This window comes from Pseudomonas sp. FP215 (assembly GCF_030687795.1).
Lineage (GTDB): Bacteria > Pseudomonadota > Gammaproteobacteria > Pseudomonadales > Pseudomonadaceae > Aquipseudomonas > Aquipseudomonas salmasensis.
Genome location: NZ_CP117447.1, coordinates 2,759,499 through 2,784,440, shown reverse-complemented (window position 1 = coordinate 2,784,440; position 24,942 = coordinate 2,759,499). Strand labels below are relative to the sequence as shown.

The window sequence follows — 24,942 nt, the reverse complement described above, 5'->3', positions numbered from 1 at the left end:
GCTAAAGTAGCGATTACTTGCTCTTGAGTCTTTCCATTAGATGAATTCGTCCAGCGTCCTTGTCGATTGGTTATTAGATAGCCTCGAACTCAACACCAGCTTGTTTCACGTCGGCCGCTATTGCGGTGACTGGCACGCGAGCACCCACGGCCTGGCACAGGCGAGCTTCCACTTGATCGTGCAGGGCGAATGCTGGCTGCATATCGACGGCGATCCAAGGCCACAACACCTGAATAATGGTGACGCGGTGTTTCTGCTGCGAGACTTTGCTTTTCGCCTGTCCGGCCAAGCCACGGCAGCCGGCGCCCAGGAGTGCCCACGCCGCGCAATGCTGCCCCTCGACAGTACGGCCACCGACGGAGTGGGATTAGTCTGCGGTTTCTTTCACTTCCAATCCGGCTTGTCGACACTCATTGTCGACACCCTCCCCAACTGGATCATCCTGCGCGCCGGCGACCCGTCGCTGATGGCTGCACGCAGCCTGTTCGAATTGATCCTGCAAGAATGCGCACGCACGCCGGCGCCCTCTTCCGCTTTGCTGGAGCGCCTGTGCCACCTGCTGTTCCTGTATGTGTTGCGTCAGCAAGTGCTCGACAACACCGAGCTTGGCGGCCTGGCGGCGCTAGGCCGGGCTCCTGCGTTTGCGCATTTGCTGGAGCAATTGATCGCCCGCCCCGCCGAGCCCTGGAGCCTGGAAAGCATGGCGGCCTGCACGGGGTTGTCGCGCTCGGCGTTTTTCAAGCGCTTCAGCGAATTGTGCGGGCAGTCACCCGGGCAAGTACTGCTGATGATCCGCATGCGCCACGCCTGTGGGTTGCTCAAGGCGGACCAGACCGTGGCCGAGGTGTCGCTGGCGGCCGGGTATCAGTCGGTGGCGGCGTTTACCCGAGCCTTTCATAAAGTCACCGGGCAACAGCCTGGCGCCTATCGCAGGGCGCAAGCTTAACCGTGTAAACCCGTGCCGGGCCGGGCGCACAACTGCACCAGCCAATCGACAAACACCCGCACCCGCTGGGACAACTGCCGATGGGGCGGGTACAACGCTGTCAGCGCCATTTTCGGTACTGCTACATCGGCCAGCACCTGCACCAACGTGCCCTCGGCCAGTTGGCGCAGCGCGTGATAACGCGGCGCCTGGATCAGCCCATAGCCGGCTTCGCACGCAGCGAAGTAACCGGTGGAGCTGTTTACGGCAACCACCTTCTTCAGGTTGATCGGGCGCAACTCGCTGCCCAGCAAAAATTCCAGGCCAAACCGTTTACCGCTGGCACTGGAAACGTACTCGACCATTTGGTGATCCGCCAACTGCTCAAGGCACAAAGGCGTGCCCATGCGCGCAAGGTACGCGGGGCTGGCCAGGGTCAGTTGTTCCATCATCGCCAAGGGGCGCGCCACCAGCGATTCGTCCAGGGCCGGACCACCGCGCAACACGCAATCGACGCCTTCGCGTATCAGATCTACCGGGCGGTCGTTGAGGCCGATCTCCAGTTCGATCTGCGGGTACAGGGCGGTGAATGTGGGTAAAGCCGGAATCACGATCAAACTGCCAATGCCTGAGGGCATATCGATACTCAAGGTGCCGCGGGGGTTCTGGCGCTGCGTGGAAAACACCGCCTCGGTTTCCTCAAGATCGGTCAGCAACTGCACACAACGTTGGTAGTACGCCGCGCCATCCAGGGTCGGGCTGACGTGGCGTGTGGTGCGCTGCAGCAGTTGCACGCCGAGATGGGCCTCCAATTGCTTGATCAAAATGGTCACTGAGGCGCGTGGCAATTGCAGGCTGTCGGCGGCCTTGGCAAACCCGCCCAATTCGACAATCCGAGTAAACACGCGCATGGCGTTAAAACGATCCAAAAGAGTGCTCCTGCAAGGATTGTTTAGATATTACAAACAGTGATAGCACTTTTAGCGGGTTTATCTGCATTTTTTCAAGGGCAACAATGGGCCCTCATCACAAGGAGCGCCCCTATGCACACTCGACAACTCGGTAAAAACGGCCCGCATGTGTCTGCCATTGGCCTTGGCTGCATGGGCATGACCGATTTCTACACGCCCGGCACCGACACCACCGAGGCCACTGCAACCTTGCACCGCGCCTTAGAGTTGGGCGTCAACTTTCTCGACACCGCTGACATGTACGGCCCGCACACCAATGAGCAATTGATCGGCAAGGCCATCGTTGGCAAGCGGGACCAGGTCTTCCTGGCCAGCAAATTCGGGATCGTGCGCGACCCCGCCAACCCCGTAGTACGCGGCGTGAATGGCCGGCCCGACTATATCCGCAACGCCATCGACGGCACCTTGCAACGCCTCGGGGTGGATACGCTGGACCTGTACTACCAGCACCGCATCGACCCGGACGTGGCCATCGAAGAAACCGTCGGCGCCATGGCCGACCTGGTGAAACAGGGCAAAGTTCGCTATCTGGGCCTGAGCGAGGCGTCTGCCGTTACCCTGGAACGAGCGCATAAGGTCCATCCTATCAGCGCCCTGCAAAGTGAATATTCGCTGTGGAGCCGTGACCAGCAAGACAACGGCTGCCTCGCCACCTGCCAACGCCTAGGCATCGCGTTTGTGCCGTACAGCCCGTTGGGCCGTGGCTTTCTAACCGGCGCGCTGAAAAGTCCGGATGATTTCGGTGCTGATGATTACCGGCGCTTCAGCCCGCGCTTTCAGGGCGAGAACTTTGCGAAAAACCTGCAGCTGGTCGAACAGGTCAAGGCCCTGGCGGCAGACAAAGGTGTGACGGCCGGACAACTGGCGCTGGCCTGGGTATTGGCCCAAGGCGATTACATCATCCCGATTCCCGGCACCAAGCGGCGCACCTATCTGCAAGAGAATGTGGAGGCGGTGTCGATTTCCCTCAGCGCGCAAGAACTGGCTGCCCTGGATGCGATTTTCCCTGCCGATGCAGCCGCAGGACTGCGTTACCCCAAGGAAGTGCTGGCCATGCTGGATATCTAGCGCCTGCTGAAAACCTTTGTGCGGGCCGTTCTGAGCGGGATTGATGAACGGCCTGCCGACTCCCGTGCAAAGCGCAGGAGTCAGACTATTCTCACAGCTCCTAGTGTAAAAACCGCCACACAGGAGGTGTGTCATGCACGCGACTGAGCATTCGGTCCGCTTGGAGCAGATCAGTCAGGAGCGCTTCATCCAGGCGCCGATCGACGCGGTTTATGACTATGTCACCCAGCCCGACCGCTGGCACGAGTGGCACCCCACCTCCCTCAGCGCCGACACCGGCACCACCGGTTCATTACCGGTCGGCACGCGCTTTACCGAAATCATCGACCTGCTGGGCATACGCGTCCCCATGAGTTACCGCGTACAAATCGCCCGCCGCCCCAGCGAATTCAAGACCGTGTTCACCTCCCTGGCGGTTGACGGTTCCATCCATTATTTCTTGCGCGCTCATCAGCGAGGCACGCTGTTCAAGCGGGTGCTGACTTACGAGACCGAACTGCAACTGGCGTCTTTGCATGAGCGCATGGTCACGTTATCGGCGATTGCATTGGACAGGCTCAAGCAAAGGCTGGAAAACCAGGGCTTCGTATAATTTAGAAACATTACAACGGCGTCACAATGCAAACACGCCCGCAAAAGCAGGGAGAATGCCCGGCTTATTGCCGCGCCTTGAGTGAGACCCACGATGAAAACCCCATTGCGACTGGCCCTGCTCAGTGCCCTGTTCACCACCACCCTGGCCCAGGCCGCCGAGCTGATCCCCATCGACGTCCACCGCGACGCCAACTGCGGCTGCTGCAAAAAATGGATCAGCCATTTGGAAAGCAACGGATTCAAGGTCAACGACCACGTTGAAGCCGACATGAGCGCGGTGAAACAACGCCTGGGTGTCGCGCCACGCCTTGGCTCGTGCCACACAGCGGTCATCGACGGCAAATTCGTCGAAGGCCACGTGCCCGCCGAACAGGTCCTGGCTCTGCGCAAGCGCGACGACCTGCTGGGCCTTGCCGCACCGGGCATGCCCTTGGGCTCGCCAGGCATGGAAGTGGATGGACGCAGCGAGGCCTATCAAGTCATAGGCCTTACCCGTGAGGGCAAAGACGTGGTGGTAGCGGACTACCCGGCTCACTGACCGGTGTTGATGGGTTACCTGGGGCTGTTCGCCGCGGCATTTGGCGCGGCGACGTTATTGCCCCTGCAATCGGAAGCCGTGTTGGTGGGCCTGCTGCTCAGCGGGCATTACAACCTGTGGCTGCTGCTGGGCATCGCAACTTTGGGCAACGTGCTGGGGTCGCTGGTCAATTGGCTGCTGGGGCGCTCGGTGGAACGCTTCAAAGAGCGACGCTGGTTCCCGGTCAGCACCAGGCAGCTGGACAAGGCTCGCGGCCATTACGCGCGCTGGGGGCACTGGACGTTGTTGCTCAGTTGGGTGCCGATTATTGGTGACCCGCTGACATTGGTGGCTGGGGTGATGCGTGAGCCGTGGTGGCGGTTTTTGCTGCTGGTGACTCTGGCCAAGGGCGTGCGTTATGGCGTGCTGGCGCTCATTACTCGGTAGTTGACCGCCCGTCGCCACTGTCATTTCTCACAGCTAGACGGTTATCACCTTCTCATATTTGCTGACCCTGTTTGGCACGTTTTCTCAAATCAGCCTGAAGGGTCACCCCCATGTCCGATAAACGCTCAGACAGTCCACCCATCCTGCACCCACCACGCATCATAGGCCTGGAGCCGCCGCCCTACAACGACAACACGGTACGCCCCCTTCCCGAACTCCTTGCTGATGTAGGGGTTGGTATACGCAGCCTCGAAAACCGTTTGTTGATTACCTTCGAGAGCTGGACCCAGAAGCGAGTCGGCGATACTTACGAATGGTATATGGGAGACCGGCGTTTTCCGGTCGCCTGGGGGGAAATTTTTGCTGGCCAGGAAACGCAGCCACGCTACCAACTGTCGGTACTACGCGAGCATGTACCGTTAGGTAGGGTGTTCCCCTGCTATGGCCTGGTCAGGCGTAGCGGGTCTGGCACTGAAATCACATCGCAGGAAGAAACCTGGTTCTTGAAAGATACCCGGCCAGGTGGCGTGGATCAGGACCCAGGCCTCCCCTACCATTCGGCGCTGATCCTTCACCTGCCAGAGGACCTGAGTGACCCAAATGCCGAGCTCGACAGCGTCCGCGCAAAAGAGGGTGTGCTCATTACCATTGATCACTACCCCGAAGCATATGTAGGTGACACCATCGAGTTGTATTGGAACGGCCATTTGGTGGAGCTGTCGTTGGACGCGGATCAGGCTGAGGGGCTCAAGCCTATCGAGGTGTTTGTCAAGCCGGATGTCATCACCTTGGGCGGTAGCGGCCTGCTGAGTATCCGATTCCGGATCTATGACTTGGTGCTGAACTTCTCAGGGGAAGTGCGGCAGTGGTCTCAGGTCGTAAACCTGAAAAGTAACCTGGATCCAAACGCATTCATGCGCCCCCACTTCTTGGTGGATGGCGCAGACATTGATCGTAATGACGTCGATTTCGATCAGTACGCACAGAGTCACTTCGAACTCGAAGTGATTGTGCCCACACGACTCTCCAATGGCGCCACAACGCCAGCAGGCGCTCAGATCGTAGCCACCATCGAGGGCACACGCGCAGATAAAACGAAAGTCACCGTCACACTGCCAGCGTTTGCCGCCCGGCCCGGGCGTTCGGCCTATACCACCGTCGAGAACAGCATCCTCGAAGACCTGATCAACGGTTCGATGAGAATTTCCTACAAACTGCAATTCCCGCTGGGCACTGAGATTGGCTATTCCGCAGGTCTGACTGTCACAGTTTTCGGTACTGTTTCCAACATGCCTGCGGTTGAAATCGAGGAAAACGAGGGCGGCTTGATTGATCCGACCGAGCCCTACCTCAAAGTCAACTTCCCGGTCTTCACACCTTACAATCCGAACTATCACGTCACCTTGCGCTTTGAGGCCCACCAACCCGGCGGCGGCCTGGTGTTTTATGAACAAACCCAGCAGGCGGGTGACCCTCCACCGCCCACAAAATTTCGGATTGTGTCCCCTAAAGATTTCTTACAGTTTGACGGGCTCGGGCCGATCGACGTCTTTTATCGTGTCAATGATGGTGTGACCACGGTACAGGACGCCGGTGTGCTGACGGTGCGTGAATCCGAGCACCTGATAGTAGAAATAGGCGAACGTAGCGCCGACCTGCCTGCGCCGCAGATTGAAGGCGTAGATGAAAATGGCAACCTCGATCCGACCGATGTAATTTTCCAGGTCAATGCCACTCTGCCCTATGCCTTTATACCAGGTGACACTGTGGTGTGGCGCTGGGTTGGCTCTGGTGTAGATGGCAGCACAGGCGGCACAATTAACGTCGTTGTAGCAGGAGAGATTTCGTTTGCGGTAGCTCGAAAGTATGTCGACTTGAATAACAACGGCACCATTCGCTTTAGCTATTCCCTCATACGCGGTAACCAACCACTGCGCTCTGAAACACTTGACGTGACAGTCGGTAAAGCAATAGGTGTACTGCCAAGGCCGGAAGTGCTTGAAGCCTCGCGATACCCAGACCAACTAAGACCGGAGGCCGCAACAACCGGAGCGACGATTGAAGTATCGTTCCTGACCATGTCGCCCAGCGACCGGGTCATGGCAGTGTTCAGTGGCACACCGGGCATCGGCACTTATGAAGACACTCAGAATGGCAACACCTCAAGAACGTTGCACTTTGACGTACCGAGCGAAGTGGTAGGCGCTAACATTCTTTCCGAAGGTCGCTTGATTACCGTGCAGTACTTTGTGCTGCGCGGCACACGGAGAATACCGTCGCCCATACTGGATCTGCTGTTACTGCCCCTGACCACGCTACCGACCCCCACCATCGAAGGGCATGATAGCCCGGTACTGGTGGTTTCCCAGCTCACTGGCCAGGAGCGCACCCTGATCAATATCTGGCTCTTCATTCACCGTTTTCAGCGGATATGGATGACATATAAAGGTATCTACAGCGATGACATGCCTTACCGTGAGGATACGTACAGCGAGAATTTAGTAACGCCTGAGGGCGAGAGTCTGGGCATCATGCCTCCCACGCCGCCGGATCTGCGCAGGCTCAAGGATGGATCGACGCTGACCATCGATTTCTGGGCCAGTTTTGATCGTAGTACCAACAAAACCAATGCAGTGCACTTCCGTCAACGCACGTACACCATTCAGGCACTATCAGGAGTTTTGCCGCACCCCTTTATCAATGGCACCACCGATACCGGGCCGAATGTGACAGTCGACCCGCTGCCAATTGAACACAATACGACGGTGACCGTACGGTATACCGGTATGAGTGGCCAAGATTTCATCACGCTTGTATGGACTTTTGCCGACGGCAGCAGTCATTCGGCTGGTCTGCCTGGGCTGGATGGCGGCACCGTGGTGTTCAATCTCACCGCTGATAAAGTCTTGCATCGCAGCGTATACAGTACGGTATGCCTGACATATTCCGTGGCGCGCACAGGCGTGCCTGATCCGATTGCGTCGCAGGTGCAGACGGTTTGGGTCAATGCAATTCCTGCGGCAGACTTACCGCAGCCACTCGTCAACAATGTCAACGACGGAGACACGCTGGACCTGGCGAGTTTTGCTGGCGACGCCAAGGGGTCAGTAAGTAAATGGCCTTTGAGCGATGAAGATCAACTGACGTGGATGGTGTTGAGCGCTGAGGGAATTGAAGATTTAACCGTGTTCGAGGGCAAGGCGATTAACGCCACGGAGGCTGCGAATGGATTGAAAGATCAAGCAGTGCTGCGTAGTTGGTTGGCCAGGGTGCCGAATAACAGCCAGATCACGGTCAAATTCTGGGCGGCTTATAACCGCATTAACGACAAAAGCCGTGCAGTGGCTTTCCCCAGCACCCAATACACCCTTGCTCTCGGTAATACACTTATCGTCTGGCCAGACAGAATCAGGCACAGTTCGTATATGTATAGGTTGGGAGATTACCCCAACATTGTCGCTACCAGCACGTCACGCAATACGACACAAGTGAACGTATCAGGCGGCACCGCGCCCTATCGTTTCTCGTCCAGTAAAAGTAATGTGGCCGCTGTCGATGCAAATGGAGCAGTCTCAACACGGGGTAATGGGGTAGCGATTATCAGCATTACCGACTCGTCAAGTCCGCCACAGGTCAGGACAGTTACTGCCTCGATTGAAAACGTGATCTGGGTTTACAACAATGGCTCGGGAACGTTCGATCAAATGTTTAACAGTGCCGTTGATAGAAACATGTCATTGCCTTATCTTGAGCAACAAAAGTTAATGCAAGAGCAGTATGCTGGTCGTTGGCCAATGGCAAATAATTACTATTGGTCGCGCTCACGTCAGCGTGAAGAATTTGGGATTGAGTTCTTTTGGACGACCAATCTGGCCTCGGGGGTAACGGCATGGTTCGCCAATGTTCCCAGCAATACTTTTAATGCGGTAGCTATAGACCAGTTTAAATACGAAGATTAGCCGGAGTGATGAAAAGGGACGAATCTATTCTATTTATGGGTTCGTCCCTAGCCCCGATAAATTCCGGGAGCGTTAAAGCAGTTACGCCTCAAAGCGGACGCCAACGACTTGCCCGTCCACAGCCCTGCTGCTAGATGTTAATTTTCACTTAATCCCCTCCCGACAGCATCCGATTACTCCATTCGGAACCCCGCCCATGACTTCAGTCCGCGCCCTATCCATCGCTACCCTACTGAGCCTCAGCGCCTCCTACGTGTTCGCCTCCAGCGAAGGTCGCGTCTACGGCCCTGAACTCCAAGGCTTCCAATACCCTCACCCTCTCCAACATTTCAGCTTCCAATCCCAAGGCAAATCCCTGCAAATGGGCTACATGGACGTCCCCGCAACCGGCACTCCCAACGGTCGCAGCGTGGTGCTGATGCACGGCAAGAACTTCTGCGGTGCCACCTGGGAAGGTTCGATCAAGGCGCTGAGTGACGCCGGTTACCGCGTCATCGCCCCGGACCAGATAGGTTTTTGCTCCTCCAGCAAGCCCGACCATTACCAGTACAGCTTTCAGCAACTGGCGACCAACACCCATCAACTGCTGGAAAAGCTCGGCATTCAAAAGGCCACGGTGATCGGCCATTCCACCGGCGGCATGCTCGCCACGCGCTATGCGCTGATGTACCCCCAGCAAACCGAACAGCTTGGGCTGGTGAACCCCATCGGCCTGGAAGACTGGAAAGCCTTGGGCGTGCCTTACCAGAGCGTCGACCAGTGGTATCAGCGCGAGCTGAAGCTGAGCGCCGACGGTGTACGCAACTATGAGCGCAGCACCTATTACGGCGGGCGCTGGAAACCTGAATACGAGCGCTGGGTGGACATGCTCGCAGGCCTGAACAAAGGCCCGGGGCATCTGCAGGTTGCCTGGAACTCGGCGTTGATTTACGACATGATCTTCACCCAGCCGGTGTACTACGAGTTCAAGGACTTGCAGGTGCCCACCCTGCTGCTGATCGGCACCAGCGACACCACCGCCATCGGCAAAGATGTGGCGCCGCCGGCGGTCAAGGCCAAAATCGGTCATTACGAGGTACTGGGCAAGCAGGTAGCCAAGCTGATTCCCCACGCCACGCTGGTGGAGTTCCCCGGCCTGGGCCATGCGCCGCAGATGGAAGAACCTGAACAGTTTCATAAAGCCCTGTTGCAGGGGTTGAAGGCCCTTTAATTCCACCTTTTCGAGGCCCGCGTGCATGTCGATACAGATAGCAGTGATGGATGATTGGCAGCACGTGGCCAGTAACGTGGTGGATTGGTCGACACTGGACAGCGTAGGCAAGGTGCATTTTCTCCACGACTACCCCGCCGATACCGCCACCATGATCGAGCGCTTGAAGGGATTCGAAGTGATTTGCCTGATGCGCGAACGCTCAACCTTTGACAAAGCCTTGCTGCAAGGGCTGCCCAAGCTCAAATTGCTGGTGACCGGCGGCATGCGCAATGCCGCCATCGACCTTTCCGCAGCCAAGGCCCTGGGCATTCAGGTGTGCGGCACCGACAGTTATAAGCACGCCGCCCCGGAACTGACCTGGGCGTTGATCATGGCCTCTACGCGAAACCTGCTCGCCGAAGCCAACTCGCTGCGCGCAGGTGGATGGCAGGTCGGCCTGGGCGGCGACCTGCATGGCAAGACCCTGGGCATCCTAGGGTTGGGCAGTATTGGCCAGAAAGTCGCAAAGTTCGCCCAGGTGTTTGGCATGCGGGTGATTGCCTGGAGTGAGAACCTCACGCCTGAGCGTGCGGCGGAATCTGGGGTGACCTGGGTCAGCAAGCGCGAGCTGTTTGAGCAGGCGGATATCCTGACCATCCACCTGGTGCTCAGCGAGCGCAGCCGTGGCCTGGTGGATGCGCAAGCCTTCGCCTGGATGAAACCCAGCGCGCGGCTGGTGAACACCGCGCGCGGGCCGATTGTGGATGAGCAGGCGCTGGTGCACGCGTTACGCAGCGGTCGCCTGGCCGGGGCAGCGCTGGATGTGTATGCCGAGGAACCGCTGCCGGCTGACCATCCATTTCGCCGCTTGCCCAATGTGCTGGCTACGCCACACGTGGGGTATGTGAGCGAGCAGAATTACCGGCAGTTCTATCAGCAGATGATCGACGATATCCAGGCTTGGGCCAGCGGTGTGCCCATTCGCGGGCTCAGCTGACGCACCATTAAAGTGCAATCTTGGTGGCTCGCGAAAAACGCCGACGATAACTTGGGCATTCTGGTTTTACGTGGCGCTCTCTGGTTTTTCGCGAGCGAGCTCGCTCCTACAGGGGCAGGGTGGCATATCGTTAAAAGTTTTTTGTCCTACAAAATCTGCATGAAAACCCAGCAGGCGCTGGGATCTGTCCTAGACTCATGACCGATGGGTCCGTTCCAAAACAAAAACCCCGCAAAAAATCTAAACTTTCGAAACCTGCCGCTGGTCAAGTTTTAGGTAAGGGCGAGCACGCGCGCTTCAGGCCGAATGCCCGCTCATCCAATCTTTTTTAGCCGACGTTGCAACTGGCATACGCCTTGCCAGCTTGTATAGCGCTTGTGTGCCTGGCCGCAGGATGCGGTCACTCGGAGCTGATGGCAGCGGGCCATTAGCCAACCAACAGATGGGAGTGCATTATGATCAGTGCCGCAGTAGATACTCAGGGAGAGCGTTTTAGTCAGCCGGCAGGAGGGCCTAAGTCTTTGGCCGACCTGCCCAACACTGTGCGGCCGGTCGTGAGTCAGAATCCGAATCGAAAGAAAGTCTTGTTTGTCACCTCCGAGTTTGCGGACCTGGTGAAAACCGGTGGCCTGGGCGACGTCTCCGCTGCCCTGCCCCGCGCCATGGCCCACCTACATGATGTGCGGGTGCTGATCCCGGGTTACCCGCAAGTGATGGAAAGCGACAACCCGATTCATATCGTCGGTGAACTGGGCGGCCATGCCGCGTTGCCACCGTGCAAGATCGGGCGCATGGACCTTGCGGACGGCCTGGTCATTTACGTGCTGATCTGCCCTGAACTGTATGAGCGCGAAGGCACGCCCTACGGCGCCAACAACGGCCGCGACTGGCCGGACAACCATATTCGCTTCGCCCGCCTGGGCCTGGCTGCCGCCGACATGGCCGCCAACCTCGCGCAAATCCACTGGTGCCCAGACCTGGTGCACGCCCATGACTGGCCTGCGGGCCTGGCTCCGGCGTACATGCACTGGCGTGGGTCACGTACGCCAACCCTGTTCACCATTCATAACCTGGCCTACCAGGGCGTGGTCAGCCTGGCCTCGACGCCAGAGCTGGGCATTCCGCCCCACGCCCTGCAACAAGAAGGCATGGAGTTCTACGGCAAGATGTCGTTCCTCAAGGCGGGCATGGCGTATTCCAGCCATATCACCACAGTGAGCGCCACCTACGCCCAGGAGATCACCACCCCGGAATTCGGATGTGGCCTGGATGGCTTCCTCGCCAGCAAGACTCAACAGGGGCTGCTCAGCGGCATTCCCAACGGTATCGACGAAAGCTGGGAAACCTCTACCGACACGCACCTGATCCACAACTTCAATATCGGCGACTGGGAAGGCAAGGCTATCAACGCCGCCCATGTGCGCGAGCTGTTTGAGCTGCAGCCATCCAGTGGCCCGCTGTTCGCGGTGGTCTCGCGCCTGGTCTACCAGAAAGGCCTGGACCTCACCGAAGCCGTCGCCAGTTTCATCGTCGAGAACGGCGGCCAGATTGCGATTATCGGCCGTGGCGAACCCGAAGAAGAGCAGGCCATGCGCGAATTGGCGCTACGCTTCCCAGGCCAGGTGGGCGTACGCATCGGCTTCAATGAGACCGATGCGCGCCGCATGTTTGCCGGCAGCGATTTTCTGCTGATGCCGTCGCGCTACGAGCCTTGCGGCCTGAGTCAGATGTATGCGCAACGCTTCGGCTCGTTGCCAGTGGCGCGTAACACCGGCGGGCTGGCGGACACCATTGAGGATGGCGTCACCGGCTTCCTGTTCAATGAATCCACCGTGCAAAGCTACGAAGAGGCGCTGCGCCGCGCCTTCAAGGTGTTTGCCTTCCCCGGTCTGCTCAATGCCATGCGCAGCCGTGCCATGACCCAGCCGTTCAACTGGTGCCAGGCCGTGGAACCCTACGCCGAACTCTACGAACAACTGGTGGCCAAGGCCCTGGGGAAATCGAACAAATAGCGATTGGAACAACTAAGGGAGGTCTTCATAGATGCCGTTACGGACTCTGGAAACCTGGCCCCACGGCGCAATCATGCTGGACGCGCACCGCACGCGCTTTGCGTTATGGGCGCCAGACGCATTTTATGTCAGCGTTGAATTGGAACAGGGCAAAACCATCGTCATGCTGCCCCAGGCCGGTGGTTGGTTCGAAGTCGAAGTCGCGTGCCCTGCCGGCACGCTCTACCGCTTTAATATCGATGGCGAAAACACGGTGCCCGACCCTGCTTCCAGGGCTCAGGCACTGGATGTGCATGGCTGGAGCCGAGTAGTCGACCCCCTCGCCTATGAATGGCGCCACAGCCAGTGGCAAGGCCGCCCCTGGCACACGGCGATCATCTACGAGCTTCACGTCGGTGCCATGGGCGGCTACGCTGGCGTCGAGAAACACCTGCCGCGCCTGGCCGAGCTGGGCGTCACCGCGATTGAATTGATGCCTCTGGCGCAATTTCCCGGCGAACGCAATTGGGGCTATGACGGCGTGCTGCCCTACGCGCCCCACGCCACCTACGGCACGCCCGAGCAACTCAAGCAACTGATCGACAGTGCCCATGGCCACGGCTTGGCCGTGATCCTCGATGTGGTCTACAACCACTTCGGCCCCGATGGCAATTACCTGGGCCAGTACGCCCAGGGTTTCTTCCAGGAAGACGTGCACACGCCCTGGGGCGCTGGCATTGATTTCGAGCGCCGTGAAGTGCGGGATTTCTTCCTCGATAACGCCCTGATGTGGCTGCTTGAATACCGTTTCGACGGCCTGCGCCTGGATGCCGTGCACGCCATCGACAACCCCGGGTTTCTGCAAGAACTGGCGCAACGGGTACGCCAGCAGGTGGACGGCGGGCGCCACGTGTGGCTGATGCTGGAAAACGAACTGAACCAGGCCAGCCTGTTGCAGCACGATTTTGACGCGCAATGGAATGATGACTTTCATAATGTGCTGCATGTGTTGCTCACCTGTGAAACCGACGCCTATTACAGCGACTTTGCCGAACAGCCCACCGCCAAGCTGGCGCGCTGCCTGGCCGAGGGGTTTATCTATCAGGGCGAGACCACCCGCCATGGCCATGCACGCGGTGAATCCAGTGCGGATTTACCTCCCAGTGCCTTCGTGGCGTTCCTGCAAAACCACGACCAGGTCGGCAACCGCGCCTTGGGCGAACGCCTGCACCAGCTGTGTTCGCCCGAGGCGCTGAAAGCGGCGACTGCCCTGCTGTTGCTGTGCCCCATGATCCCGATGCTGTTCATGGGCGACGAGGTAAATGCCGCCGAGCCCTTTCTGTTTTTCACCGACCATCATGGCGAATTGGCCGAGGCCGTGCGTGAAGGCAGGCGCAATGAGTTTGCCGACTTCGCGGCGTTTCACGACCCCGAGCAACGCCAGCGCATCCCCGACCCCAACGCGCTGCAAACCTTTTTGCAATCGATGCCCTCCTTCGTCGAAAACGACCACACCCAGCTCTACCGCCACCTGCTGAGCCTGCGTCACGCGCACGTGGTGCCGCACTTGCCCGGCACCGTGGCGCTCGGGGCGCACGTGCTGGCCGACCGCGCCGTCACCGCGCGCTGGCGCCTGGGCAATGGCCGTGTGCTGCAGATCGACCTGAACCTGAGTGAGCAGCCCCTGGACCATCCGGCACCCCAGCCGATTATTTTCCAAACGCCTGCCCAGCAAGGTGCGCACTTACCGCCCTTGAGCGCACGCGTTTGCTTATCCCCTGTTGGAGAAATGCTTTGAGCGAAGCGAACCTGGAAATTCTCGCCAGCCGCGCGGGCCTGGCCGTCGATTGGATCGATGCCAACGGTCGCCCGCAGCATGTAAAGCCTGACGCCCTGCGCGCCGTCCTCAAAGGCCTTGGGCACCCGGCCGACAGCGATGCCGAGATCGACGCTAGCCTGCAGCAACTTGAGCAGGCGCAGCAAGACACCCACCTGCCACCCTTGATGACCACCGACAGTGGCGCGGGCCTGGACCTGGCGCGTTACTTCGCCCCGGACACCCCGTGCCGCGTCAGCCTGGAAGGCGGCGAAACCCTGGAGCTGCGCCTGGACGGCGAGGCCGTGCTGCCCGGCGTCATTGCCCTCGGCTACCACCAGGTGCATATCGACGGGCAAACCTTCACCCTGGCCGTCGCGCCCAGCCATTGCTACAGCGTGGCCGACGCGGTCGACAGCCAACCCGCTCGCGCCTGGGGTCTGAGCGCCCAACTGTATGCCTTGCGCCGCCTCGGCGATGGCGGTTTTGGCGACACCCTGGCTCTGGAACACCTGGTGCGTTCAGCCGCCGAGCGCGGCGCCGACGCCGTGGCAATCAGCCCGATGCACGCGATGTTCAGCGCCGACACCGAGCGCTTCAGCCCTTATTCACCCTCCAGCCGCCTGTTCCTTAACAGCCTGTATGCCTCGCCGGCGTGCATTCTCGGTGAACGTGAAGTGCGTAACGCCATCGAGGCTGCCGGCTTGGCCGACGAGCTGCATGCCCTGGAACAGCTCACGCTGATCGACTGGCCTGCCGCCGCCAAAGCCAAGCAACGCCTGCTGCGAACGCTGTATGAAGACTTCCGCCACGGCGCGCATCCCCAGCATGCCGACTTCCAGAGCTTCCGCCAGGCCGGCGGCGAAGCCCTGGAAAACCACTGCCGCTTCGAAGCCATACAGGCCCAGCGTGCTGCCGCCGGTGAGGACCTGGACTGGCGCCAATGGCCCGAAGCCTGGCGCACGCCGCACAGCCCGGCCCTGGCGCAGTTCGCCGAGGAAAACCGCGACGAAATCGGCTATTTCGCCTTCACCCAATGGCTGATCGCCCGCAGCCTTGAGCGCGCGCAACAGGCCGCCCGTGGCAGCGGCATGGGCATCGGCCTGATCGCTGACCTGGCAGTGGGTGCCGACGGTGGCGGCAGCCAGGCCTGGAGCCGCCAGGATGAACTGCTGGCCGACCTCACAGTGGGCGCGCCACCGGACATTCTCAACCGCGCAGGCCAGGGCTGGGGCATCTCGGCCTTTTCCCCCGAAGGCCTCAAGCGCAATGGTTTTCGCGCCTTTATCGAAATGCTGCGGGCCAACTTTGCCCATGCAGGCGGCTTGCGCATCGACCACGTGATGGGCTTGCAACGCCTGTGGGTGATCCCCCTGGGCGCATCACCCCGCGAAGGTGCCTACTTGTATTACCCGGTAGACGACCTGCTGCGTTTGCTCGCCCTGGAATCGCACCGCCACCAGGCCATCGTCCTCGGTGAAGACCTGGGCACCGTGCCCGACGGCCTGCGCGAGAAGCTCAGCGCCCGCTCGATCCTGGGCATGCGTGTGCTGCTGTTCGAACAGAACCATGACGGCCAGTTCAAGCCCATCCTCGATTGGCCCGACAACGCCTTGGCCACCACCAGTACCCACGACTTACCCACCCTCAATGGCTGGTGGCACAGCCGCGATATCGAATGGAACATCCAGCTCGGCCTGATCGACGCGCCCACCGTGGACCAATGGAGCGAACACCGCCTGCGCGAACGCCAGGCACTGCGCCAAGCCTTGAGCCAGGACCCGCAGAACTTCATCGATGAGATCCGCAACGACACCGACCATATGATCGACGCCAGCGTGCGTTACCTGGGCCATACCCGCGCGCCCCTGGTGTTGTTGCCCCTGGAAGATGCTTTGGGCATGGAGGAGCAAGCCAACCTTCCAGGTACCCTCGACACCCACCCCAATTGGCGCCGCCGTTTGCCCGGCGAAGCCGCCAGCCTGCTCGACAATGACAGCGCCGCGCGCCGCCTCGAACTGCTGGCCGTGGCGCGCAACCAAGCCTATGAGCGTGACCGATGAACGCACTGCCCCTGCGCGCCACCCAGCGCCTGCAATTTCATAAAGGTTTCACCCTCGATGACGCGGTGCCGCTGGTGCCGTATTTCGCCCAACTGGGCATCAGCCACCTGTATGCCTCACCGCTGTTGAGCGCCCGCGCCGGCTCCATGCACGGCTACGATGTGGTCGACCCGACCCGCGTCAACCCGGAGCTGGGTGGCGAAGCGGCGTTGCGTCGCCTGGTCGCCGCGCTGCGTGAGCACGACATGGGCTTGATCCTCGATATCGTCTCCAACCATATGGCCGTGGGCGGCGCGGATAACCCTTGGTGGCTGGACCTGCTGGAGTGGGGCCGCCTAAGCCCCTACAGCGAGTTCTTCGACATCCAGTGGCATTCTCCCGACCCGCTGCTCAAGGGCCAGTTGCTGATGCCCTTTCTCGGCAGCGATTACGGCGAAGCCTTGCAGAGCGGCACGCTCACGCTCAAGTTCGATGCCGCCCAGGGGAGTTTCTATGTCGAGCATTACGAACACCGTTTTCCGATCTGCCCCAGGGACTACGGCCTGATCCTGGGCAACGATGAGTTACTCAAACCGCTGGCCGAACGTTTCGCCGCCCTCGCCTATCAGCACGACGCCTACGCCGAAGCCGCCACGCTCAAACAAGCCTTGGCCGAACGCGCCAGCGAGCTGCTACCCGCTATTGAACAACGCCTGGCCGCATTCGACAGTCGCCAGCCCGAGGGCTTCGAGCGCCTGCATCACCTGCTTGAACAACAGACCTATCGCCTGGCCAGTTGGCGCACCGCCGCGGACGACATCAACTGGCGGCGCTTCTTCGACGTCAATGAGCTGGGCGGCCTGCGGGTCGAGCGCGCAGCGGTGTTCGAAGCCACCCATGGCAAGATTTTCGAGCTGATCAGCGCGGGGCTGGTCGACGGCCTGCGCATCGACCACATCGACGGCCTCGCCGACCCGCGTGGCTATTGCCGCAAATTGCGTCGGCGGGTGGATGCGCTGTCACCCCAGCGTCACCTGCCGATCTTTGTCGAAAAGATCCTTGGCGAAGGCGAAACCCTGCGCGAAGACTGGCAGGTGGACGGCACCACCGGCTACGAGTTCATGAACCAGTTGTCATTGCTGCAGCACCATCCCGAAGGTTTTACGCCGCTGGCCGAGATGTGGACGCGTTACAGCGACCGGCCTTCAGCCTTCGGCGAAGAAGCGCGGCTGGCGCGCCAGCAGATCCTCAATGGTTCGTTGGGCGGCGACTTCGAAAGCGTGGCCCAGGCCCTGCTGCAAGTGGCCCGCGATGATGTGATGACCCGCGACCTGACCCTGGGCGCCATCCGCCGGGCCTTGCAGGAACTGATCGTGCACTTCCCGGTGTACCGCACCTATATCAGCGCCAAGGGCCGCAGTGCGGACGACGACAAGGTGTTCCAGCAGGCCATGGAGGGGGCGCGCAGCACCCTCAACGAAGGCGACTGGCCGGTACTCGACCACCTGGAGCAATGGCTCGGTGGCCAGCCCTGGCGCAATCGCCCGGTGGGCCGCGCGCGCAAGATGCTCAAGCATGCCTGCGTGCGCTTCCAGCAACTGACCTCGCCCGCCGCCGCCAAGGCCGTGGAAGACACCGCGTTCTATCGTTCGGCGGTGCTGTTGTCGCGTAACGATGTGGGTTTCAGCACCGAGCAATTCAGTGCGCCGTTGACCGATTTCCATGCGGCCAATCAACAGCGCCTGAAGACCTTCCCAGGCAACCTGCTGGCCACCGCCACCCACGACCACAAACGCGGCGAAGACACCCGCGCGCGCCTGGCGGTACTCAGCGAGTGCGCCCCCTGGTATGCCGAACAGGTCGAGCACTGGCGCCGCCTGGCCGAGCCTTTGCGCGAGAGCGCCGAGAGCCCCTCGGCGGGTGATGAGTTGATTCTCTATCAAGTGCTGCTGGGCAGTTGGCCGCTGGAGCCCAACCCCGATCTGGCGGCGTACCAGCAACGCCTCTGGCAGTGGCAGCAAAAAGCCCTGCGCGAGGCCAAGTTGCAGAGCAGTTGGAGCGCGCCCAACGACGCCTATGAACAGGCGGTGGACGGGTTCCTCAAGCGCCTGCTGCTCAGTGAGGCCGGTGCGCCATTGCGCAGTGCCTTGGACAGCGCCGTCCAGGCCATCGCCCCCGCCGGCGCTCTGAATGGGCTGGCGCAAACCTTGCTTCATCTGACCGTGCCGGGTGTGCCGGATATTTACCAGGGCGATGAGTTCTGGGACTTCAGCTTGGTCGACCCGGACAACCGTCGCCCGGTGGACTTCGCTGCGCGCCAACGTGCATTGCAGGCACCACCGGACATCGGCGAACTGTTGTTCAACTGGCGCGACGGGCGTATCAAACAGGCAGTGATCGCCCAGGTGCTGGGCCTGCGTAAAGCCTGCCCCGATCTGCTGCGCCATGGCAGCTATACGCCTTTGGAAGTGGTGGGTCAGCACGCTGAGCGCGTGGTTGCGTTTTACCGTGAACATCAAGGCAAGCAGTTACTGGTGGTGGTGCCGCGCTGGTCTTATCCGTTGCTTGAAAACGGGATGTTTCCCCAGATCAATGCGCAGGTTTGGGGCGATACGCGGGTGAAATTACCGTTCGCCGCCCCTGCACAAAACTGGAAGGGACTTTTTCAAACGGGCGTAGTCACACCCAACAAGGAGCTGTTGATCAGCGCTGCCCTGGGGGATCTCCCGGTCAATGTCTTTATCAATCCTGATAATCAAGAAAGCTGAAAATTTTCTGTGAGGAGTTTGTGATGAGTAAAGAAGACAAACGCATTCGCGAACTGGCGCATCAGATCTGGGAGTCTGAAGGCAAGCCCGATGGCGCCCATGATCGCCACTGGGAGATGGCGCGCAAGCTGGCCGAAGCCGAGGCGCTGACGCCAAGCAAGCCCAAACCGGCCGCCAAGCCAAAAACCGCGCCCAAGGCGGCGGCCAAGCCCAAGCCGGCTGCGCCTGCCGCCGCCAAGCCTGCGGCAAAGAAACCCGCCGCGCCGAAGAAGCCCAAACCGCCCGCCCCATGATTTCTCGGGCCTGCAGCACGCAATGCGCGCTGCAGGCCCTTTTCCGTCCATGCCATGCGCTGAAGCACCGTCAGTACGGCGGCGTTCGGCCCGAAAAAAGACCTCTTGCAGGAGCAACTCGATGAGCAAACCCGACAACACCACAGCGACGCCGGTTAATGAGCCGTCGCGGATCCGTGAAGGTTTGCCCTTCCCCCTCGGCGCCACCTGGGATGGCCTGGGTGTGAACTTTGCGCTGTTTTCCGCCAACGCCACCAAAGTGGAGCTGTGCCTGTTCGACGATACCGGCGAGGTTGAGCTGGAGCGCATCGAACTGCCCGAATACACCGACGAAATCTTTCATGGCTACCTGCCCGATGCGCACCCCGGGCTGATCTACGGCTACCGCGTATACGGCCCGTATGACCCAGCCAATGGTCACCGTTTCAACCACAACAAGCTGCTGATCGACCCCTACGCCAAGCAACTGGTGGGCGAACTCAAATGGTCCGAAGCGCTGTTTGGCTACACCATCGGCCACCCGGACGACGACCTCAGTTTCGATGAACGCGACAGTGCGCCCTTCGTGCCCAAGTGCAAGGTCATCGACCCGGCGCACACCTGGGGCAACGACCAACCGGTGCGGGTGCCGTGGGACCGCACGATCATCTACGAAACCCACCTGCGCGGCATCAGCATGCGCCATCCTTCGGTCGGCGAGTCAGTGCGTGGCACCTGCGCCGGCTTGATGGAAGATGACGTACTCAAGCACATCCGTCAGTTGGGCATTTCCTCGGTCGAGCTGTTGCCCGTGCACGCCTTCGTCAACGACCAGCATCTGCTGGAAAAAGGCATGACCAACTACTGGGGCTACAACAGCATTGCGTTCTTCGCCCCCGACCCGCGCTACCTGGCCAGCGGCAAGATCGCCGAGTTCAAGGAGATGGTCGCGCACCTGCATGAGCAGAAGCTGGAAGTGATTCTGGACGTGGTCTACAACCACACCGCCGAAGGCAACGAACGTGGCCCTACCCTGTCCATGCGCGGCATCGACAACGCCTCCTACTACCGGCTGATGCCCGACGACAAGCGCTTCTACATCAACGATTCGGGCACCGGCAACACCCTGGATCTGAGCCATCCGTGCGTGCTGCAAATGGTCACCGACTCCCTGCGTTACTGGGCCACCGAGATGCACGTCGACGGCTTCCGCTTCGACCTGGCGACCATCCTCGGGCGCTACCGCGACGGCTTCGATGAGCGCCACAGTTTCCTCGTGGCTTGCCGCCAGGACCCGATCCTGCGCCAGTTGAAACTCATCGCCGAGCCCTGGGACTGCGGCCCCGGCGGCTACCAGGTGGGCAACTTCCCACCAGGCTGGGTGGAATGGAACGACCGTTTCCGCGACACCGTGCGGGCGTTCTGGAAAGGCGACGACGGCCAACTCGCCGACTTCGCCGGGCGCATGACCGCTTCGGGCGAGATGTTCAACCACCGTGGGCGCAGGCCGTACAGCTCGGTGAACTTCATCACCGCCCACGACGGCTTCACCCTGCACGACCTGGTGTCGTACAACGACAAACACAACGAGGCCAACGACGAAAACAACCAGGACGGCAGCAATAACAACCTGTCCTGGAACCACGGTGTCGAAGGCCCTACCGACGACCCGGAGATCAACGCGCTGCGCCTGCGCCAGATGCGCAACTTCTTCGCCACCCTGCTGCTGGCCCAGGGCACGCCGATGATCGTCGCCGGGGACGAGTTCGCTCGCACTCAGCACGGCAACAACAACGCCTATTGCCAGGACAGCGAAATCGGCTGGGTCAACTGGGACCTGGACGATGACGGTAAGGCCTTGCTCAAGTTCGTCAAGCGTCTGATCAAGTTGCGCCTGGCTTACCCGATCCTGCGGCGCGGGCGTTTCCTGGTGGGCGACTACAACGAAGACATCGGCGTGAAGGACGTCACCTGGCTGGCGCCGGATGGCAACGAGATGACCACCGAGCAATGGGAAGACAGCCAGGGCCGTTGCCTGGGCATGCTGATGGATGGCCGCGCCCAGGAAACCGGGATTCGCCGCGCCGGGGCCGACGCCACCTTGCTGCTGGTGGTCAACGCCCATCACGACATGGTCAATTTCCGCCTGCCACCGGTACCGGAGGGTGAGTTCTGGACCTGCCTGCTCGACACCAACGACCCGGCTGTGCGTGGCCAGGAACGCTTTGATTTCGAGCACGAGTACGCAGTCACCGGTCGTTCGCTGCTGTTGTTTGAACTGCAGCACGAAGGCGAGGTGTGAAATGGCCTTGCACGGTTTCCTTCGGGGCTACCGGGGCTATGCCGACACGCAAGCCCTGGGCAATGCGCTGAGGGCCCTTCAAGAGGAAGGCCTTGATCAACTGCCGTTGCCGGGCAGCGGCGATACCCTGGCCCGCTTGAGCCAATTGGCTCAGGTGGCCGGGCATGACCTGCGCCTGTGCAAGTTGTTCGAAGGCCATACCGATGCGCTGGCGATCATTGCCGAACTCGACAGCCCCTTGCCGCCGCTGGGCAGCACCTGGGGCATGTGGGCGGCCGAGCCGCCGACCGCCAAGGTGCGCGTGCGCCGCGACGGCCAGCGATTGCTCGTCGAGGGGCGCAAAGCCTGGTGTTCCGGTGCGGCGGTGGTCAGCCACGGCTTGCTGACGGCCTGGGACGAAGAGGACCGCCAGCAACTGGTGGCCGTGGCGATGGATCAGCCCGGCATCACGGTGACGGATGAAGGTTGGAAGGCGGTGGGCATGGCGGCGACCGGTAGCGTCGACATCCTGTTCAGCGCCGCCAGGGGGATTGCCGTGGGTGGCCCGGGCGACTATCTGTCTCGCCCGGGCTTCTGGCACGGCGGCATCGGCATCGCCGCGTGCTGGTACGGCGCGGCGCAACGCCTGGGCGAAGTGCTGCGCGCCCAGTGTGCCAAGCGTGCGGAGCCCCATGCGCTGGCCCACCTTGGCGCGGTCGACAGTGCCCTGAACAGCGCCGCCTGCGTGTTACGCGCCAGCGCCGCGCAGATCGACCGCCAGCCACGCGCCGATGCGCGGCAACTGGCGCAACAGACGCGCGCGTGTATCGAAGATACGGTGGAGCAAGTGATCCACCATGTGGGCCGTGCGGTCGGCGCCGGGCCGTATTGCAAGGACCCGCACTTTGCCCAGTTGATGGCGGATTTGCCGGTGTATGTGCGGCAAAGCCATGCCGAACGCGACTTGGCCGCTTTGGGCGAACACGTCGCTGGCGAGCCTACAGGGAGATGGGCGCTATGAAGCCCAATCCGATTGTTGGCCAGGGCACACCGTTGAGCCACTGGCAAAACTCTGAACGATTGGCCGAGTTGCCACACATCAGCGTGGCGCAGTTGGTGCCGCCAGGGCATCGAGCGGTAATCGTCGCCCCGCACCCGGATGATGAAGTGCTGGGCAGCGGCGGCTTGCTGCAAGGGTTGGCTGCATTGGATCGCCCCATCCAGTTGATCTCCGTCACCGACGGCAGCGCCAGCCACCCTGGCTCCCGGCGCTGGCCGGTGGAGCGCTTGAGCGTGGTGCGCCCGCAGGAATCAGCCCAGGCCCTGCACCGCCTTGGCTTGCCGCTGCACAGTTTGAAATGGCTGCGCGGCGGGTTTGCCGACAGCCATGTGGCCGAGCGCGAAATCCAGCTGTGCGAGTTTATCCAGCGCCACCTCAAGCCCAACGACGTGGTGTTCGCCACGTGGTGCGAGGATGGGCATTGCGATCATGAAGCCGTGGGCCGCGCCAGCGCCAAGGCCGCCAAGGCCGTGGGCGCAGTGTTGTGTGAACTGCCGGTATGGACCTGGCACTGGGCCACCGCCGAAGACCACAAAGTGCCCTGGTATCGGGCGCGCAAAATCCCGCTGACCGCAGAGCAAGTGGCGCGCAAACGCCATGCGATCCACGCCTTCGCCAGTCAGTTGGAGGGCGACCCGCAAATCGGCCTGCCTCCTGTGCTGGCGCCCGATGTGGTGGAACGCTTGCTGCAACCTTTTGAAATGGTGTTCGTATGAGTGTGGCAACCCCCTACTTCGACCAATTGTTTGCTGGCAATGACGACCCCTGGGCTTTTCGCCAACGCTGGTACGAACAACGCAAGCGCGCCCTGACCTTGGCCATGCTGACACGGCCGCGCTATGCGTCGATATTCGAGCCGGGCTGTGCCAATGGCGAACTGAGTGCCGAGCTGGCGCCACGTTGCGACCGCCTGCTGTGTTGCGACACTGCAAGCGCTGCGGTGCGGCTGGCACAGGCGCGGCTGGAGCGTTTTGCTCATGCCCGCGTGGAGCAGCGCCGCCTGCCGGAGCAATGGCCCAGCGGGCAGTTCGAACTGATCGTATTGAGTGAGCTTTGTTACTACCTTGATGCAGATGATTTGAATCGTCTGATCGATTGCGCCCTCGCCTCCTTGACCGCTGATGGGCAACTCTTGTCCTGCCACTGGCGAGCGCCCATTGACGGTTGCCCGCAAACCGCCGAACAGGTGCACACCGTGCTGCAACAGCGTCTGGGTGGAGCACCGTTGGTCCAGTACCAGGACCCGGACTTCCTGCTCGACCTGTGGAGCCTCGACGGCACCTCGGTCGCTCGCCACGAGGGCTTACGATGATCGGTATTCTGATCCCGGCACATAACGAAGAAGCCTGGTTGGATGATTGCCTGAAGGCTGCGCGAATCGCCGCCGACCATCCTGGCTTGCTGGGTGAAGCGGTACAGATTCTGGTAGTACTCGACAGCTGCAGCGATGCCAGCGCGGCGATAGCTCAGGCCCACCAAGTGCACTGCCTGCACGTGCAGGCCCGCAATGTGGGGCATGCCCGCGGCGTGGGTGCACGGTACTTGCTGGAGCAAGGCGCGCGGTGGATTTCCTGTACTGACGCGGACAGTCGCGTCGCCCCTGACTGGCTGGTGGCCCAACTGGCTCAAGGTTGTGACGCGGTGTGCGGCACAGTCACCGTAGACGCCTGGAGCGAAGGCTTCGACCCGGCTGCGCAGATCCGCTATCACCAGGCCTACCAGGCCCGCGACGGGCATCGGCATATCCACGGTGCCAACCTGGGCGTGAGTGCCCGCGCCTATGTAGAGGCCGGAGGGTTTGAACCGCTGGAATGCCACGAGGATGTACAGCTGGTGCGTGACTTGGAGCGTTGCGGCGCCTCCATTGCCTGGAGCCATGCACCACAAGTGGTGACCAGTGCGCGCCTGGATTGTCGGGCTGAGGGTGGGTTTGGGGACTATTTGAAGAGCTTGATGCAGGCTGGGTGAAAACGGAAACGCATTCAACAACAGGCCCATCGCAGCATAGGTATCTACACAACTTCGGGTATTGCGCCGAACCT

At 60.9% G+C, this 24,942-nt stretch carries 19 protein-coding genes; 18 read left to right on the top strand and 1 reads right to left on the bottom strand.

The genetic code is table 11. The features are described 5' to 3' along the window. Positions 1-40 precede the first annotated feature (40 nt). Entirely contained in the window at positions 41-946 is a 906-nt protein-coding gene (locus PSH76_RS12700) for an AraC family transcriptional regulator (RefSeq protein ID WP_305494210.1), read from the top strand. On the opposite strand, the gene PSH76_RS12695 is transcribed toward PSH76_RS12700, so the two are convergent. Continuing rightward, positions 943-1,854, bottom strand: coding sequence for a LysR family transcriptional regulator (locus PSH76_RS12695; protein ID WP_032897103.1), 912 nt, complete (start codon positions 1,852-1,854; stop codon positions 943-945). The two genes, PSH76_RS12700 and PSH76_RS12695, sit on opposite strands and share 4 nt — an antisense overlap. A gap of 114 nt (positions 1,855-1,968) precedes the next feature. Here PSH76_RS12695 and PSH76_RS12690 point away from each other — a divergent pair, with 114 nt between their 5' ends. From PSH76_RS12690 to PSH76_RS12610, 17 genes are all read left to right on the top strand, one after another. Next, positions 1,969-2,964 (top strand): aldo/keto reductase, encoded by a 996-nt coding sequence (locus tag PSH76_RS12690; protein WP_098951347.1) that lies wholly within the window; start codon positions 1,969-1,971, stop codon positions 2,962-2,964. A 133-nt stretch (positions 2,965-3,097) separates the two neighbouring features. Further along, positions 3,098-3,556, top strand: coding sequence for an SRPBCC family protein (locus PSH76_RS12685; protein ID WP_138762814.1), 459 nt, complete (start codon positions 3,098-3,100; stop codon positions 3,554-3,556). Positions 3,557-3,649: 93 nt separating this feature from the next. Beyond that, entirely contained in the window at positions 3,650-4,096 is a 447-nt protein-coding gene (locus PSH76_RS12680; protein ID WP_032897098.1) for a DUF411 domain-containing protein, read from the top strand. Between the two features lie 3 nt (positions 4,097-4,099). Further along, complete coding sequence (locus PSH76_RS12675; protein ID WP_305494209.1) at positions 4,100-4,522, top strand: YqaA family protein; 423 nt, start codon at positions 4,100-4,102, stop codon at positions 4,520-4,522. 110 nt (positions 4,523-4,632) lie between these two features. Continuing rightward, the gene (locus PSH76_RS12670) at positions 4,633-8,481 is read left to right on the top strand and encodes a hypothetical protein (protein ID WP_098951343.1); all 3,849 of its coding nucleotides are present in this window, start codon (positions 4,633-4,635) and stop codon (positions 8,479-8,481) included. A 196-nt stretch (positions 8,482-8,677) separates the two neighbouring features. Beyond that, positions 8,678-9,691, top strand: a complete 1,014-nt coding sequence (locus PSH76_RS12665; protein ID WP_032897094.1) for an alpha/beta fold hydrolase — start codon at positions 8,678-8,680, stop codon at positions 9,689-9,691. A 25-nt stretch (positions 9,692-9,716) separates the two neighbouring features. Continuing rightward, positions 9,717-10,670: a D-2-hydroxyacid dehydrogenase family protein gene (locus tag PSH76_RS12660; RefSeq protein WP_032897092.1), complete on the top strand. Its 954-nt coding sequence runs from the start codon at positions 9,717-9,719 to the stop codon at positions 10,668-10,670. Between the two features lie 455 nt (positions 10,671-11,125). Further along, positions 11,126-12,682, top strand: a complete 1,557-nt coding sequence (glgA, locus tag PSH76_RS12655; RefSeq protein WP_078467083.1) for a glycogen synthase GlgA — start codon at positions 11,126-11,128, stop codon at positions 12,680-12,682. Positions 12,683-12,713: 31 nt separating this feature from the next. Beyond that, positions 12,714-14,459 (top strand): malto-oligosyltrehalose trehalohydrolase, encoded by a 1,746-nt coding sequence (gene treZ, locus PSH76_RS12650; protein ID WP_305494208.1) that lies wholly within the window; start codon positions 12,714-12,716, stop codon positions 14,457-14,459. Then, the gene (gene malQ, locus PSH76_RS12645; RefSeq protein WP_305494207.1) at positions 14,456-16,540 is read left to right on the top strand and encodes a 4-alpha-glucanotransferase; all 2,085 of its coding nucleotides are present in this window, start codon (positions 14,456-14,458) and stop codon (positions 16,538-16,540) included. The genes treZ and malQ overlap by 4 nt, the downstream gene beginning before the upstream one ends. After that, a complete protein-coding gene (locus tag PSH76_RS12640; RefSeq protein ID WP_305494206.1) occupies positions 16,537-19,287 on the top strand; it encodes a malto-oligosyltrehalose synthase in 2,751 nt (916 codons plus the stop codon). Before malQ ends, PSH76_RS12640 begins: the two co-directional genes overlap by 4 nt. A 23-nt stretch (positions 19,288-19,310) precedes the next feature. Then, the gene (locus tag PSH76_RS12635; RefSeq protein ID WP_003191595.1) at positions 19,311-19,580 is read left to right on the top strand and encodes a DUF2934 domain-containing protein; all 270 of its coding nucleotides are present in this window, start codon (positions 19,311-19,313) and stop codon (positions 19,578-19,580) included. Positions 19,581-19,701: 121 nt separating this feature from the next. Further along, on the top strand, positions 19,702-21,861 hold the full coding sequence (gene glgX / locus PSH76_RS12630) for a glycogen debranching protein GlgX (protein WP_305494205.1): 2,160 nt from the start codon (positions 19,702-19,704) through the stop codon (positions 21,859-21,861). Position 21,862: 1 nt separating this feature from the next. Continuing rightward, positions 21,863-22,861, top strand: a complete 999-nt coding sequence (locus PSH76_RS12625) for an acyl-CoA dehydrogenase family protein (protein WP_305494204.1) — start codon at positions 21,863-21,865, stop codon at positions 22,859-22,861. Then, the gene (locus tag PSH76_RS12620) at positions 22,858-23,616 is read left to right on the top strand and encodes a PIG-L deacetylase family protein (RefSeq protein WP_305494203.1); all 759 of its coding nucleotides are present in this window, start codon (positions 22,858-22,860) and stop codon (positions 23,614-23,616) included. Before PSH76_RS12625 ends, PSH76_RS12620 begins: the two co-directional genes overlap by 4 nt. Continuing rightward, positions 23,613-24,212, top strand: coding sequence for an SAM-dependent methyltransferase (locus PSH76_RS12615; protein ID WP_305494202.1), 600 nt, complete (start codon positions 23,613-23,615; stop codon positions 24,210-24,212). Before PSH76_RS12620 ends, PSH76_RS12615 begins: the two co-directional genes overlap by 4 nt. Next, on the top strand, positions 24,209-24,868 hold the full coding sequence (locus PSH76_RS12610) for a glycosyltransferase family 2 protein (RefSeq protein ID WP_032897073.1): 660 nt from the start codon (positions 24,209-24,211) through the stop codon (positions 24,866-24,868). Before PSH76_RS12615 ends, PSH76_RS12610 begins: the two co-directional genes overlap by 4 nt. The last annotated feature ends 74 nt before the right edge of the window (positions 24,869-24,942 follow it).

Bases quoted from the DNA above. Each gene is read 5' to 3' on its own strand.
- PSH76_RS12670 (WP_098951343.1), top strand. From the start codon at position 4,633: ATGTCCGATAAACGCTCAGACAGTCCACCCATCCTGCACCCACCACGC.
- PSH76_RS12665 (WP_032897094.1), top strand. From the start codon at position 8,678: ATGACTTCAGTCCGCGCCCTATCCATCGCTACCCTACTGAGCCTCAGC.
- PSH76_RS12680 (WP_032897098.1), top strand. From the start codon at position 3,650: ATGAAAACCCCATTGCGACTGGCCCTGCTCAGTGCCCTGTTCACCACC.
- PSH76_RS12635 (WP_003191595.1), top strand. From the start codon at position 19,311: ATGAGTAAAGAAGACAAACGCATTCGCGAACTGGCGCATCAGATCTGG.
- PSH76_RS12640 (WP_305494206.1), top strand. From the start codon at position 16,537: ATGAACGCACTGCCCCTGCGCGCCACCCAGCGCCTGCAATTTCATAAA.
- PSH76_RS12700 (WP_305494210.1), top strand. From the start codon at position 41: ATGAATTCGTCCAGCGTCCTTGTCGATTGGTTATTAGATAGCCTCGAA.
- glgX (WP_305494205.1), top strand. From the start codon at position 19,702: ATGAGCAAACCCGACAACACCACAGCGACGCCGGTTAATGAGCCGTCG.
- treZ (WP_305494208.1), top strand. From the start codon at position 12,714: ATGCCGTTACGGACTCTGGAAACCTGGCCCCACGGCGCAATCATGCTG.
- PSH76_RS12690 (WP_098951347.1), top strand. From the start codon at position 1,969: ATGCACACTCGACAACTCGGTAAAAACGGCCCGCATGTGTCTGCCATT.
- PSH76_RS12685 (WP_138762814.1), top strand. From the start codon at position 3,098: ATGCACGCGACTGAGCATTCGGTCCGCTTGGAGCAGATCAGTCAGGAG.
- PSH76_RS12660 (WP_032897092.1), top strand. From the start codon at position 9,717: ATGTCGATACAGATAGCAGTGATGGATGATTGGCAGCACGTGGCCAGT.
- PSH76_RS12620 (WP_305494203.1), top strand. From the start codon at position 22,858: ATGAAGCCCAATCCGATTGTTGGCCAGGGCACACCGTTGAGCCACTGG.
- PSH76_RS12625 (WP_305494204.1), top strand. From the start codon at position 21,863: ATGGCCTTGCACGGTTTCCTTCGGGGCTACCGGGGCTATGCCGACACG.
- PSH76_RS12610 (WP_032897073.1), top strand. From the start codon at position 24,209: ATGATCGGTATTCTGATCCCGGCACATAACGAAGAAGCCTGGTTGGAT.
- PSH76_RS12615 (WP_305494202.1), top strand. From the start codon at position 23,613: ATGAGTGTGGCAACCCCCTACTTCGACCAATTGTTTGCTGGCAATGAC.
- glgA (WP_078467083.1), top strand. From the start codon at position 11,126: ATGATCAGTGCCGCAGTAGATACTCAGGGAGAGCGTTTTAGTCAGCCG.